Source organism: Arthrobacter sp. NPDC058127 (assembly GCF_042884555.1).
GTDB lineage: Bacteria > Actinomycetota > Actinomycetes > Actinomycetales > Micrococcaceae > Arthrobacter.
Map to the genome: position 1 here is coordinate 25167 of NZ_JBHVTT010000026.1, position 13799 is coordinate 38965.

Consider the following 13799-nt stretch of genomic DNA (forward strand, 5'->3'; position numbering starts at 1 on the left):
TGGGGACTACGCTTCGATCGCCGTCCTCAGCCGTGCGTGCTGTTCGCCGGCACCTCGGCCCGGCGTCGCGGGGCACGTGACCGCGCCTGGGATCTGGACCTGCTTCCCCGGATCAACGAAACGTACACAGCCCCGATACTCAATGCCACTAGCAGGGCAACGAAAACTCCGGTCCCCGCATCGGCGGAAAGAAGGCGCGGAATGCTTCGACTCGGGACACCGACGGCAAATCCGAAGGCGATGAGTGTGCCGATGTAGCTACCGATCATGTTGCCTCGGTGGGCTCGGATGTTGCCTTTGATGGCTACGACAAGACCCAGGGTCACTGTCACCAGCGTGAAGGCCGAGAGTGCATGGAGCCAGGTGAAATGCCCCTCGCTGACAATCCAGAAGCTGCTCAGACACACGTAGTACATGGCCGAAATCCACAAGTACCCCACGATCCGGTGCACGCGGTCCCTGCGAGGCCGCAGGATCTGGACCGGGCCGATCGCAACTACATACAGTGCCGCAACAAGATGGCTGATCACCAGCACACTCAGATTCCCCATGACCCTAGGATAGGGGCACGATCTTACCGATCCAGTCCACCCCCAAGGCGGTCACGGAATGTGACGGTGGTCCCCAAGTTGTCTGCGAAATGCCGCGTGATGAGCTCAAAAGCGCAGGCGGGGTTTCCTTCCGGAACTCGTCGAGAATCCGGGCCCGGCCCAGGTCCAGGCCGTCGTTCATCTCGAGTTGTTGGCGGGCCTACGCCGGCCTCCGTAATTTGCCCATGGAGCCCTGGAACTCGCTGCGAACTAACAGCGCCGGACAAACCTACGTGCGGTGATCGGTCCTTGGTTGGCAGTGCGGGGGGCCTTCGCAGCGGAGGCCCCCGGTGCCAGTCTAGGCGCGGTGCGGGGAGCCGAGTTCGACGGGTTCTTCGTCGCTGAGGTAGGCGGCTTCGGAGTGGGCCGCGATGTCGATTCCGCGTAGTTCGTCGGCCTCGTGGATGCGCAGGCCCATCGTGACGTTGAGGACCTTGGCGATGATCCAGGTGACGATGAAGGAGTAGGCGAGCACGGCCAGGGTTGCCACCGTCTGAATGCCGAGCAGACCGAAACCTCCGCCGTAGAAGAGTCCGTTGACCTTGTTCGGAGCTGCGTCCGTCGCAAACAAGCCGATCAGCAGGGTGCCGAGGATGCCGCCGACCAGGTGGACGCCGACCACGTCGAGTGAATCGTCGAAGCCCATGCGGAACTTCAGTTCGATGGCCAGGGAGCAGACGGCGCCGGCGATCACGCCGATGGCGAGGGCACCGAGAGGGCTGACGGCCCCGCACGCGGGGGTGATGGCGACAAGGGCTGAGATCAGGCCGGAGGCGGCGCCCATGCTGCTGGCGCTGCCCAGGCGGATGCGTTCGACGAGCGCCCAGGCCAGGAGGCCCGCACAAGCGGCGACGGCGGTATTAAGGAACACCACGGAGGCTGACTGCCCGGCCGTGAGCGCCGAGCCTGCGTTGAAGCCGAACCAGCCGGCCCACAGGAGTCCCGCGCCGACCAGGACGAGCGGCCGGCTGTGGGGTTTGGTGTGTTCGCTCTTGGGCCAGCCGGCGCTGCGTCCCAGGACCAGTGCAAGTGCCAGGGCTGCGATTCCTGCGTTCATGTGCACGGCCGTTCCGCCGGCGAAGTCGATGGCTTTGAGGTTGTTCACGATCCAGCCGCCGGTCACCGACCCATCGGCCGAGGTGAAGGCGAATACCCAGTGTGCGACAGGGAAATAGACAAGGGTTGCCCATAGGGCGGCGAAGGTCATCCAGGCACCGAATTTCATTCTTCCTGCCGCCGCTCCGGCGATGATTGCCGTCGTGATTCCGGCGAAGAACAACTGGAAGGCAGCGAACAGGGCGGCAGGTATCGCAGCGTTCGGGTCCTCGGACAGCAATTGCTCCATCCCGAAGTATTCCGTGATGTTGCCGATGAGGCCGGCACCCCCGACGGAGTTGCCGAAGACCATCGAGTAGCCGAATACGGCCCACAGCACAGCCACGATGCTCATTCCGCCGAAGCACATCATCATCATGTTCAGGATCCTTCGCGACCCGACCATGCCGCCGTAGAAGAGTGCAAGGCCGGGAATCATGATGCATAACAGCGCGCTCGCGGCGAGGATCCAGGCGGTATCTCCAGAATTCATGGGACTCCAATCAGAAGGGGTTGGGGTCTGACGGTGATGAGCGCAAGACCACGCACAAAGTAACCGTGAGATGAAACCATGATTCATGACAGTGAACGATTGTGGGTTTCGCATGCGTTACGTTTCCGTTGCAATCGCCGGCCGATCGCGACGTGAGGATTTAACGTTCCGAGCGCACGGCTGTAACACCACCTTGACTAACGTTGTTCAACGGCGTGTCCCCTTAGGTAACACCAATTCCCGAACGATCACGGATCGCCCGGACTGTAGTTCGCGGGCGGCAATGAGGCCTGCAAAGCCGTGCCGATGATAACGACGTCGGTTTGTTCGGTCGGGGCGGTGGTTCCAGTCATGATCAAGCCTTTAGTGGTCCTATTCGGGGAGTGGGGGGCAGGAGTAGACGAAGCATCCAGTCCGAGCGCCTTTGTTGAATGACGCTGCCGATGACCTCGATGCGCAGGTGGCCTTCGATGCTGACAGCGCCGGCCGGTCTCCGTCGCGCGGACGGCGCACCCATTGCACGTGCCCCAGTCCGAACGGCTCGTACTTTTCCGGGTCAAATGCGTCGTGGACGGTGAATTCAACGGACGGCGTCAGCGAAGCCGGTATATGGTCCGGTGCCAGTCCTTGACGGCAGCGCCGGTGATGTCATACATGACGTGCTTGATCTGGGTGTATTCGTCGAATGAGTAGGCGGACATGTCCTTGCCAAAACCTGATTCCTTCACGCCGCCGTGGGGCATCTCGCTGATGATCGGGATGTGGTCGTTAATCCAAACGCAGCCGGCCTTGATCTCGCGGCTGGCTCGCAAGGAGCGGTACACATCACGGGTCCAAGCCGACGCGGCGAGCCCGTAGGGGGTGTCGTTGGCTAGGGCGATGGCTTCGTCGTCGGTTTCGAAGGGCAGCACCGTCAAGACAGGGCCGAAGACCTCATCGCGAACAATTTCGCTGTCCGCTGCAGCGTCGATGATCAGCGTGGGACTGTAGAAGGCGCCTGCGGCCAGATCCTCACCGGGGATTTCGCCGCCGATGACGATCGTGGCGTACGCCCGGGCCCGGTCCACCATCGCGGCCACCCGGTCCCGGTGTGCATAGGAAACCAGCGGGCCGATGTCGGTCTCCACATCCGCCGGTATTCCGACCCGGATGCCCCGGTAGAGCTCAGCAACCTTGGCAACAAACTCCTGGTAGACACTTCGGTGGACAATGGCCCGGGTGGCGGCGGTGCAGTCCTGCCCGGTGTTGATCAGGCTTCCCGCAACGGCGCCGTGGACGGCGGCCTCAAGGTCGGCGTCCTCAAAAACGACGAACGGCGCCTTTCCACCAAGCTCAAGGTGGACTCGTTTGGAGTTCGTGGCGGCGGCTTCCAGGACGCTCCGGCCAACCCCGGTGGAGCCGGTGAAGGAGACCATGTCGACGTCGGGGTGGCGCATGAGGGCTGCGCCGGCTTCGGTTCCGTCACCGACGACGATGTTCACCACTCCGTCCGGCAGGCCCGCCTGTTGCAGGGTCCGGGCGAACATCAGGGAAGTCAGCGGGGTGATTTGGGCAGGTTTGAGCACGATCGTGTTGCCCGCTGCGATGGCAGGAAGGATCTTCCAGGCGGCCATCTGCAGCGGGTAGTTCCAGGGTGAAATCGATCCGATGACTCCGATGGGTTCGCGGCGGATGCTCGACGTGTGGTCCGGGGAGTACTCCGCGGTGGCCTTACCTTCCAGGTTCCGGGCGGCGCCGGCGAAGAAGTCCACGTTGTCGATCGTCCCCGGAATATCGAATTCGCGGACCAAGCGAAGCGGCTTGCCGGTCTGGCGGCTCTCCGCCACAGCGTACTCCTCTGCCTGGTCTTCAAGCAGGCGAGCGAATCGGGTAAGAACAGCCGAACGTTCACCCGGGGAGGTGGTGGACCACTCCGGGAACGCTGCCCGCGCGGCAGCCACCGCGAGGTCGACGTCGGCCGCACTCGCGAGGGCCACCGTTTCCACCGTTTCGCCGGTGGAAGGATCGACGATGTCTAGTTTGCGGCCGGAGGTGCCGGTCTGGCTTTGCCCGTCAATGAACTGATGCATGTGTAGGTACCTTTTCTTGTTTGGCGTCTGCGCGGCGGATTCGTCTAGGCCGAAATGAGGTCACTCAGCGGCGCCAACTCCACGCCGAGCGTGGGTGCCTGGGGCGTGGCGGGGTACGTGCTCTCGAAGCAGCCGCCCTGGTCCTCTGCGATGCCCACCAGCACGGAGCCGGGCTGGAAAACCTTTGATGGTGCGGGTGGGCGCTGCTCTGCTAGAGCAGCGCCGACGCTGCGGTGAGGGTATGCCGAAGGATCTGCTCCATTTCGTCGAACTCGGCCTGTCCAATGATCAGCGGCGGGGAGAGCTGGATGACAGGGTCCCCTCTGTCGTCAGCCCTGCAGTATAGGCCGTTGTCGAAGAGCTGCTTGGAGAGGAAGGTCTTGAGGATCCGGTGGCTTTCTTCCGGGGTGAAGGTTTCTTTGGTGGCCTTGTCCTTGACCAGTTCGATGCCGTAGAAGTAGCCGTTCCCTCGTACGTCGCCTACCAAGGGAAGGTCCAGGAGTTTTTCGAGGGTGCCGCGGAAGGCGTCCTCGTTGCCCAGGACGTGCTGGTTGAGTCCCTCGCGCTCGAAGATGTCCAGGTTGGCCAGCGCCACTGCGGCCGCGACGGGGTGGCCACCGAAGGTGTATCCGTGCTTGAAGAAGGCCTCGCCTTTGGCGAAGGGCTCGAAGAGGCGGTCCGACGCGATCATCGCCCCCATGGGCACGTAACCGCTCGTCAGGCCTTTTGCGCAGGTGATGATGTCCGGAACGTAATTGAACTTCTCCGCACCGAAGTAGGTGCCGAGCCGGCCGAAGGCACAGATGACTTCATCGCTGACCAGCAGGACGTCGTATTGGTCGCAGATTTCGCGCACGCGCTCGAAGTAACCCGGCGGTGGTGGGAAGCAGCCGCCGGCGTTCTGGACCGGTTCCAGGAACACGGCGGCAACGGTCTCCGGGCCTTCGGCGAGGATCATGGCCTCGATCTCGTTCGCGGCCCACAGCCCATACGCGGCAGGATCGTCCGCATGGTGTGCCGCGCGGTAAAGGTTGGTGTTGGTGACGCGGTGCGAAGAGGGCACTAGGGGTTCGAAATCGATCTTCAAGTCCGCGATCCCCGTAATGGAAAGGGCGCCGTGCGTCGTGCCGTGGTACGCCGTGGTCCGGGAGATGACTTTGTGCTTTTGCGGCCGTCCGGTGAGCCGGAAGTACTGTTTGGCAAGCTTCCAGGCCGATTCCACGGATTCGCTTCCGCTGTTGGTGAAGAACACCTTGTTCAGCCCTGGCGGGGCGAGCAGTGCCAGCCTTTCGGCCAGCTCCGTGGCGGGCTTGTTGGCGAAGGACCATAGGGGGAAGAACGCGAGTTCAGAGGCCTGGCGGGCCATCACCTGAGCCAGTTCGCTCCGGCCGTGGCCGACCTGGACGGTGAACAGGCCCGCGAGCCCGTCCAGGTATTTGCGCCCGTGGTCGTCGTAGACGTAGGCGCCTTCACCTCGCACGATCATTGGCAGCTCGTCGTCTGCCTGGGGCTGGGTGGAGAAGTGCAGCCAGAGGTTGTCCCTTGCTGCGGACTTCAAATCGGTCCGGTTCCGCTGCTCAGCTAGCTGGGTCACGGATATCACCTTTTCTCAATGGGGTTGTTGTTGCTGGGTGGGGGGAGGAACGCATGTGGTGCGGTGCCGTTAGAGGTCGAGCACCAGGCGAGGGGACTTGGCGCGGGAAACGCACATCATCATGCAATTGCCCGCAGCTCGTTCGGCGTCGGTCAGCAGCTCGTCGCGGTGGTCGATGTGACCGGACAGGACTTTGACCTCGCAGGTGCCGCAGATGCCCATTTCGCAGGAGGAAGGGTGTTCGACGCCGGCCGCGCGGACCGCTTCGAGGACGCTTTCCCCCCCGCCCACCCCGACCACGATCCCGCTGCGGCTTAGTTCGACGTCGAAGCCGCCGTCCGTCGCCACCGCGGCTGGTGCTGCCGGGGCAAACCGTTCAAGGTGGAGTTCCGACACGCGACCGGCGCGCTCCATCTGCTCGGACAGGGCATCCATCAGCCCGGCCGGTCCGCAGGTGTACACGGCGGCACCCGCGGCGCCATCGACGATGGCCGCCAGGTCCGGGTGGCCGCCGGTGTCCTGGGACAGCAGCCGCACGGACGGCTCATCCAAGGACTGCAGCTCATCAACGAAGGCAAAGTGGTCCACCGACCGGGCGCCATAGAACAGCGTCCACTGCTTCCCGCTCCGCTGGACCTCCCGGATCATCGGCAGCAGGGGCGTAATGCCAATGCCGCCGGCAACGAAGACGTACCGTTGCGCGGGTGCCAGGGAGAAGTTCTCCCGCGGCACCCCGATCTTCAGGACGTGGCCGGGCCGCAGTTCGCGGTGCGCCTCCACGGATCCGCCGCGGCCCTGGGGAAGTTCCAGGACGGCAATCCGGTACGAGGTCGCGTCCCCGGGGTCGCCGCACAGGGAGTACTGCCGGACCGTTCCCGAGGGCAGATGAACGTCGATGTGCGCCCCGGGCTGCCAGGAAGGCAGGAGACTCCCATCGGGGCTGGCCAGCTCGAAGGAGGTCACCGACTCGGCTTCCCGGCGGGTTGCGATGACCCGGACTCTGATCGTGACGGCCCCTTGGCTCCTGCCATCCTCCAGTTCCGCGAGGTCCGGCTCAGGCTGAAGCGTCAACACGGGATTCCTCCTTGACCCGGTTCATCAGCTCATTGAAGGACCGGCGGTAGTTCAATGTGAACAGGTCCGCGGGGACCGAGAACTCCTGGCTCTCGGCGTCCCAGGGAATCTCGCGCGGCTCGATGCCGTCCGCAATCGGAAGGTCCTCGCGGTAGACCATCTCCTCGACGCGCAGGCACTCCTCCAGGCCGGCACCCTTGTAGCCGACCTCGTTGGCCACGCCCCAAAAGATCACGACCGTCTCGTAGTCCACCGGGCAGGGGAACCCGGCCACAATCCGGTGGCCCAGGCGCTCGTAGTCATAAGTGATGGTTGCCAGACCCGGCGCGGAGCACTCGTAGTACATCATCGCGTCACCGTCTTCAGCCCATTCGCCGGTGGACGCGTTCAGCGGGCGCTCCATCTTGATGTCCAGCCCTGCGCGGGTCACTTCAAGGGGCTCCACAACCTCCGGGGAGGGCCCCATCGAGACCTTGTGGACAAACGGGAAGTGCGCCACATCGCGGAAGTTCTCAATGGTGATGCCCACTCCGACGGCGGAATCCATCGCCGGACCGGCCAACCACTCCAGGTCCAGGCCGCGCCAACGCTCGACGTCGTACATCTCCCGGATCGGATCCTCCAGCACCGTCCACACATGCCCGTACCGCAATTCAACAGGGTAGGACTTGATGGCGGCCCTGCCCGGGATCTTGCACTGGTCCGCCAACGACGGAACGCGCACGCAGGCTCCGCTCGACGCGGCAAACTGCCAGCCGTGGTAGGGGCATCCAATCGAGGACTGGTGCACCTCGCCCTTGGACAGGTCGCCGCCGCGGTGCGGGCAGCGCCGGTCTTGAACGGCGACGGTGCCGTCACCGGTGCGGTAGACCACCAGTTTGGTGCCCAGGAGAGTGGCGCTCTGGGGTTTGTCGAGGTCCGCCATGCGGGCTACGGGGAACCAGGAACGGCGCATAGCGGCCTCGGCCAGTTCGCGCTTGGTGGCGACAACCGGGGTGGCGGGTTCGAGTGTTGTAGTCATGATGGTCCTTTCTGGCGGCGCTAGGCGCCGGTAATCAATGCGCCACCGTTGACGCTGATGGTTTGTCCGGTGATGAACGCGGCACTGTCCGAGGCGAGAAAGGCCACGGCGGCGGCAATTTCGTAAGGGTCGCCCAGGCGGCCGAGGGGCACTGCGGCGAGTTCGGCGTCGTACGCTTCGTCCGGGACCATCCGCGTGTGGATGGCGCCGGGCGCGACGGCGTTGACCAGGATGCCGTCTTCGATCAGTTCCTTCGACAAGGCCTTCGTCAGCGAAAGCTGGGCTGCCTTGGAGGTCATGTAGCCGTAGGAATGGCCGTCCGGTACTTGTCCCCATTGCGAGGAAATGAAGATGACCCGGGGTGCCTCGCTCTTGCGGAGCCACGGAACGGCGGTTCGCGTGATCGAATATGGAGCCAGGACGTTGACGGCGAAGTACGGTTCAAGGTCTTCGGCCGGCGTTTCCCCTAGCGTTTTCCAGTTGTGCATGAGGCCCGCGTTGTGGACCAGGATGTCCAGCCGCGCCCAGCTCCCGACGGCGGCATCCACCAGGCGCTGCCCGGCGTCGGGGGCGGTGATGTCAAGCTGCAGCGTCACGGCTTTGCGTCCGAAGGTCGCCAGGATCTCGGCGGCGACGGCGTCGAGTTCCGCGAGGTCCAGATCGGCGAGGACCAGTTCGCAACCCCGCGAGGCGAGGGTACGGGCATGGGCGGCGCCCATGCCGCGGGCGGCTCCGGTGACGACGGCGACCCTGCCATCGAGGCGGACGCCGGGGATGTCCGTGATGCTCATTCGACCACTTCCGTGATGTGGGGCTCGGTGATGTAGATCATGTTGCCGTCGGGGTCGAAGAAGGGACGGTAGCGGTACCAGGTGCCGTTCGGATGCTTCCATTCGATCCGTTCGACCACCCATTCCACTTTCCCGTCGAGGTGGGCTTCGGCCTGGTCCAGATCGTCCACTTCGAAGGCGAAGGAATCGAAGCCCGGGGCGTTCTCTTCGTTGATGGCCGTGCGGCGCGGTGCGTGCTCGCCCACCTCGGACTTGAAGATGTACAGGGTCAGATTTCCCATGTTGATGGCGGCCCATTCCTCGTCGGGCTCGTACGGCAAGTGGAAGGCGAGGCCCAGGGTGCCGTGGTAGAAGTCGACCAATTTGTCGACGTCGCGGGTCAGGATGTCCATGTTGTCGATGCGCTTGAGGTTCAGCACAGCGTTCTCCTTTGGTGATGTCGTGGTGCGTGATGGGTGGGTGCAGGGTCCTCCCGTGTGTGCGGAGAGGGTGCCGTCCTGGACGTTGAGGGAAACGGTGGCAAGGGTGTCGAAGCTGGAGTCGGCGGGCAGCGCCGGATCTGCGTGGCAGCAGGTGGCGCCGCCGCCCAGCAGATGCGAGTCCAGGACCGCCAGGAGGGCGGTTTCGTCGATCCGGCCGCTGTTGTGCGGGGGGTGCAGGCGCCGCGCGCGGCGCCGGATGCCGTCGAGTCGGAGCACGGTGTCCGGGCCGTTGCGCGGTTCGGTGTCGTGCGAGGACGCGGGGCTGCTCAGGAAGTGGTTGGTGTGGGCCAGCAGCCCCTGGGCGTCCGGAAGTGCGTATCCGACGCCGCCAGGATTAAGCTCGACGCTGACCGCGGCGGACTCACCGGCCGCGTGGGCCACGAGGGTCAGCGATGTTGACGCTGACACCGGCGCGGAGGCCAGCCGGAGCATCGCCTGGTTGAGGTTCCGGGACTCGTCGAGCACCGCCCGCGCCAGGACGTGCACCGGGGCGCCGATGCCGTGGCCATCTTGTTCGTGGTGCAGGATGTTGAACAGGATTCCCAGGCCGTGCGCGTTGACGCCGATTTTTCCAACGATGCCGTATTCGGTCACGGTAGTGGTTAGACGGCCGTCAGCATGCGGGATCTCCCAGACCAGCCACAAATCGGCCAGTTCCGGGTGCCAGTCCCACGCCTGGACAGCCACCGGCGCACCCGAGGAGGGCACATGCACTACGGTGGAGCACTCCTTGGCGGCGGTGCACCCCACCGCGGCCAGGATCTCAGTGCGGGCGTTGATGGCCGCGAGGGAGGTCAGCGGAACGGCCGCGCCTTTCGCCATTCCCTCGATTTCCTCGAGGAGTGCAGGTGAAACCGCCTTGATCTGCCCTGCGGCGGCTTCGCCCCAGAATGCCACGTCCACGGGGGAACCGGCCGCGCGCTCAAAGAGCCGCTGGTATGCGGCGAGGGAGGCACGGATCTTGTCGGCGTGGAGGCGTCCGAATTCAAGCCCGCGTGCCGAAGGGTTGGTTTGGGTCGAGCGGAACCGGTAGGTGCTCATGCCAGCTCCAGCAGGGCGGGGGCCACGTGGTGGGCGACGTCGTCGAGGCGGGCGAACCAGACATCGTTGGACGTGGCCATGTGCTCGATGACGCGTTCGAACTGGGCCAGCCGGTAGGGGCGGCCAATCACTTCCGGATGCATCGTGAAGGTGGTGTGGCGTCGCTCGGCGCGTGCCGATTCGAACTCCGAGATCCAGCACCGCTGGAGCTCTTCGGGATCAGCGACGTTTCCGCCGCCGTCGATGTTCCAGCCGAACCGCGGATAGTCATCCAAGGACCAGTGCACGGGGAGCTCCAGGATGTGGAGGCTGTTCCAACGCTCCACATAGGGACGGTCGTCGCCCATGCAACTGGAGTCGTATGTGAAGCCGTGTTCGACCAGCAAGGCGAAGGTCTCGGGAGTGAGTTCCCAGGAGGTGGAGCGGTACCCGGCCGGGCGCGGGGCGCCGGCGCGCTCGAGCGCGCCGAGTCCGCGTTCGATCTCGTCCCTTTGCCTTTGCGTGCTGACCTTGTCGCTGCGCAGGTGCAGGTGGCCGTGATGGGCCACTTCGTGGCCCGCTTCCAGTAGGGTGTTGACCAATCCGGGGTTGTGTTCGGCCGTGTGCCCGGGGACGAAGAACGTGCCGGGAATGTCGTAGCGGGCCAGAAGTTCGAGGATGCGCGGGACGCCGCGGGTGATCCCGTAGCGGCCTTCGGACAGGATTGTGAGGCGCCGGGCGTATTCTTCGCCTTCGCCGAGCCAGCCGGCTTCGGCGTCGACGTCGAAGGTGAGCGAAACAGCGGCTGCCTTGTTGTCGGGCCAGGTGCTCACGGCCACTACTCCCTTTCTCCTGCAGTCACGATGGCCCCGTCAATGTCGTCTTCGGGTGTGGTTTGTGCGGCGGTGGGCGCCGTCGGGGCGGTTTCGGCGCCCGCGTGGCGCCACCTGAACGGCTGTCCGTCCTGTTTCATTTGGCGGTAGAAATAAAGGACTACGGACAGGGACAGCACGAAGATGCCGATGATGACTTCCTTTGGCCCGCCGTAGCCTGTGATTCCGGAACTGGCGACGCCGACCACCAGCATGAGCGTGTCGATGACGGCCAGCACACCCGCAATGTAGATCCACTGGCGGCCAAGGCGAATCGGTCGCTCGGCGCCCGGCCGGTCGCGGCGGAGGTTGATAAAGCCGGTCAGTGACAGGACGTGGCAGATGAGATAGCCCATGATCCCGGCGACGATCACGGCGAGGGCATCACCGACAAACAGGATCAGGATGACGTTGACCACCAGGTCCAGGGACATGGCCCGCCCGGGCATCTTGAAGCGGTTCATCTTGCCAAGCTGACGGATGGTCAGACCCTCGAGGGCGCTGCCGTGGAGCACGCGGCCACCGGCCGCCGTCGTGGTCACCATCATGAGCATCAGTCCGGCAATCAGGCAGATGGTCATCATCCAGTCACTGCCCGGAATGAGCCGGTCGAAGGCCTGCAGGTAGAAGGTGACAGGGTTCTGGGCGATGTCAGCCTGGTCGGAAAGGCCGCCGACGCCGAGGGGAACCAGGAAGTACACAGCCAGAACGAAGAATCCGGCGAGTTTCAGTGAGATGCGGGTGTCGCGGACGGTGTCCCGGAACTCGGGGACAAATGCCGCCACGGCTTCGATGCCGTAGACCGACCAGGCCATGACGAACATCCAAGCAAGCACCGTCTGCCAGGCCGGAGCGCCGCTGGAGGCCAGGTCCCAGTGAAGGTTCGAAATGGACCAGGAAGGGCTGGTGAAGGCTGCGGAGGCAAAGATGCCGATGGGAATCAGGATAAGCACGCCGGTGACGTAGATGATCCACATGGCCGGACGCATGCCGAGCACATTCATTCCCCAGCCCAGCAGCAGGACTCCCAGGGCAACCATGTGGGGGAAGCCGACGGTGGCGAGACCGGTAGAGAACGTCCAGGTCTGGTCCGGGAACCACTGCGCCTGAGCGAGCGTGCCGATCTGCAGGCCGTAGATCGCCAGCGAGCTTGACCAGCTGAACCAGTAGCCGAAGGTCGCCAGCGGGCCCGCCAACACCGTGCGGGACCGCCAGCCCTGGTTGGCGTACATCGAGATCCCGCCGACCTGCTCGCCGAACATACCGGCCATTTCTGAATAGACGTAGTTCTGCAGGCAGGCGATAACGGCGACCGCGAACACCAGGGCGATGGCGGCCCAGGCCCCGATCGCCCCCATGGCATATCCCATGGCGATGAATAGGGCCGCCGGAATGGAGAGGCTAATTGTGAAGCCGTCCCACCACCTCAGGGTCTTTTGATAGCCGTGCTCGCCGGCTAGGGAGTCGTGAGTGCTCATAATGCTGTCTCCTTGTTTGTGCCTCGGGGGCGGAGGGGCGTGTTCCTGAATCTTCCGCTCTCGACGCTGAGAGCTGCGATACTCATCACGCAAGCTGTTGCGTGTGACGACGCTAACATTAAGCATTGCGTAGCACAAGCGCTCTCAAGCGACGCATTGCGTTGAATCTTGGAAGGAGGGCTGCGCATATAGTGTCCTTGGAAATGAAGTGGCGACGGAGGGGCCCTTCGTCCCGATCGGGATCCAATGGCCCGAGGGCACGTATCGGCTGGCTTGCGGCGTACGGGAGGTGGATGTGCCGATCGGGGGACGGCTATCGAAGCGCATTGCGTAGCGCCGCAGGCCGAACGCAACGCAAAGATGAGGTGCGAGGCCTTGCCTACGCTGAATTCCGCAGGAGTCCGATAATATCTGCGGTATGAGCAACTACGTGTTGGACGACCTGGACCGCGACATAGTGCGCGAGCTGGAGCAGGACGGGCGGAAGGCCCTGCGTGAAATCGGCCGCAACCTCGACACCTCGGAAGCAACTGTCCGCGCCCGAGTCAAGCGGCTCCAGGATCTGAACATCCTTCGCATCGTCGCCTTCGCCGATCCCGAATCACTTGGCCGGACCCAATTGGGGATAGTGTTTCTCGAGGTCGAGCCCAGCCGGCACCAAGAGGTCGTCGAAGCGGTATCCGCGCTGCCCGAGGTTACGTACGTTTCGACCGTGCTGGGTCGCGCTGATATTTGCGTGGAGATCCTCAGCACGGACAACACCGCCCTGTGGACGATTCTTAACGAGAAGATTGGCCGCCTGCCGGGCGTTAAGCACATGGAGACCACGTCTGTGCTTAAGGTCCACAAGTTGCGCTACGTTACGCCGCCTGGGGCGCTGGGATCCAGCGGTGCGTCGGTGCAGGGGGCGGGCTGAAGGCACTGATCCACCCGGAACCGTGTTATCCGCGGCAGGCGTTGCATCCTCGCGTGCCTTTCCGAGCGGCTCTTGTGTTTCTCATGCAGTTGGCACGCCCGCAGCAATGGCTATCCCCAGGAACGGGCGCTCTGCGGTATGGGGGAGGGCAGCCCGCATCTCCTCGCGATCCCTTTTGGCGGACGATGTTGCCCAGGAACCCGAGGCCGCGCTCACTTATGGGGCCGTGCCGCGAATATTCTCGCGCGTCCAGGGTGTACTCGGCTCGAACTGGGCCTCGCACAATCTGCAACCATAGCGCGGT

General features: G+C 64.1%; 11 protein-coding genes and 1 pseudogene. 1 reads left to right on the top strand and 11 read right to left on the bottom strand.

The features are described from left to right. Window positions 1-26 precede the first annotated feature (26 nt). The 11 genes and pseudogenes from ACFVTG_RS22870 to ACFVTG_RS22920 form a co-directional block, all read right to left on the bottom strand. Window positions 27-551, bottom strand: a complete 525-nt coding sequence (locus ACFVTG_RS22870; protein ID WP_390283029.1) for a DUF2306 domain-containing protein — start codon at window positions 549-551, stop codon at window positions 27-29. A 337-nt stretch (window positions 552-888) separates the two neighbouring features. Further along, the gene (locus ACFVTG_RS22875; RefSeq protein ID WP_390283030.1) at window positions 889-2178 is read right to left on the bottom strand and encodes an ammonium transporter; all 1290 of its coding nucleotides are present in this window, start codon (window positions 2176-2178) and stop codon (window positions 889-891) included. A 593-nt stretch (window positions 2179-2771) separates the two neighbouring features. After that, complete coding sequence (locus ACFVTG_RS22880) at window positions 2772-4247, bottom strand: gamma-aminobutyraldehyde dehydrogenase (protein ID WP_390283031.1); 1476 nt, start codon at window positions 4245-4247, stop codon at window positions 2772-2774. A 44-nt stretch (window positions 4248-4291) separates the two neighbouring features. Further along, window positions 4292-4414 (bottom strand): annotated as a pseudogene (locus tag ACFVTG_RS22885) (hypothetical protein); the annotation flags it as partial. Window positions 4415-4458: 44 nt separating this feature from the next. Beyond that, window positions 4459-5841, bottom strand: a complete 1383-nt coding sequence (locus ACFVTG_RS22890) for an aspartate aminotransferase family protein (RefSeq protein ID WP_390283032.1) — start codon at window positions 5839-5841, stop codon at window positions 4459-4461. Window positions 5842-5910: 69 nt separating this feature from the next. Next, the gene (locus tag ACFVTG_RS22895; protein WP_390283033.1) at window positions 5911-6915 is read right to left on the bottom strand and encodes a PDR/VanB family oxidoreductase; all 1005 of its coding nucleotides are present in this window, start codon (window positions 6913-6915) and stop codon (window positions 5911-5913) included. Continuing rightward, window positions 6896-7936: a Rieske 2Fe-2S domain-containing protein gene (locus ACFVTG_RS22900; protein WP_390283034.1), complete on the bottom strand. Its 1041-nt coding sequence runs from the start codon at window positions 7934-7936 to the stop codon at window positions 6896-6898. The genes ACFVTG_RS22895 and ACFVTG_RS22900 overlap by 20 nt, the downstream gene beginning before the upstream one ends. A gap of 20 nt (window positions 7937-7956) precedes the next feature. Beyond that, window positions 7957-8727, bottom strand: coding sequence for an SDR family NAD(P)-dependent oxidoreductase (locus ACFVTG_RS22905; protein WP_390283035.1), 771 nt, complete (start codon window positions 8725-8727; stop codon window positions 7957-7959). Continuing rightward, window positions 8724-10250 (bottom strand): C45 family autoproteolytic acyltransferase/hydolase, encoded by a 1527-nt coding sequence (locus tag ACFVTG_RS22910; protein WP_390283036.1) that lies wholly within the window; start codon window positions 10248-10250, stop codon window positions 8724-8726. Before ACFVTG_RS22910 ends, ACFVTG_RS22905 begins: the two co-directional genes overlap by 4 nt. Further along, a complete protein-coding gene (locus ACFVTG_RS22915) occupies window positions 10247-11062 on the bottom strand; it encodes a polysaccharide deacetylase (RefSeq protein WP_390283037.1) in 816 nt (271 codons plus the stop codon). Before ACFVTG_RS22915 ends, ACFVTG_RS22910 begins: the two co-directional genes overlap by 4 nt. A gap of 5 nt (window positions 11063-11067) precedes the next feature. Further along, window positions 11068-12579 carry an APC family permease gene (locus tag ACFVTG_RS22920; RefSeq protein ID WP_390283038.1) on the bottom strand — a complete coding sequence of 504 codons (1512 nt, stop codon included), beginning with the start codon at window positions 12577-12579 and terminating at the stop codon, window positions 11068-11070. 418 nt (window positions 12580-12997) lie between these two features. Between ACFVTG_RS22920 and ACFVTG_RS22925 the strand changes: the two genes are divergently transcribed. Next, window positions 12998-13495, top strand: a complete 498-nt coding sequence (locus tag ACFVTG_RS22925) for an Lrp/AsnC family transcriptional regulator (protein ID WP_390283039.1) — start codon at window positions 12998-13000, stop codon at window positions 13493-13495. Window positions 13496-13799: the final 304 nt, after the last annotated feature.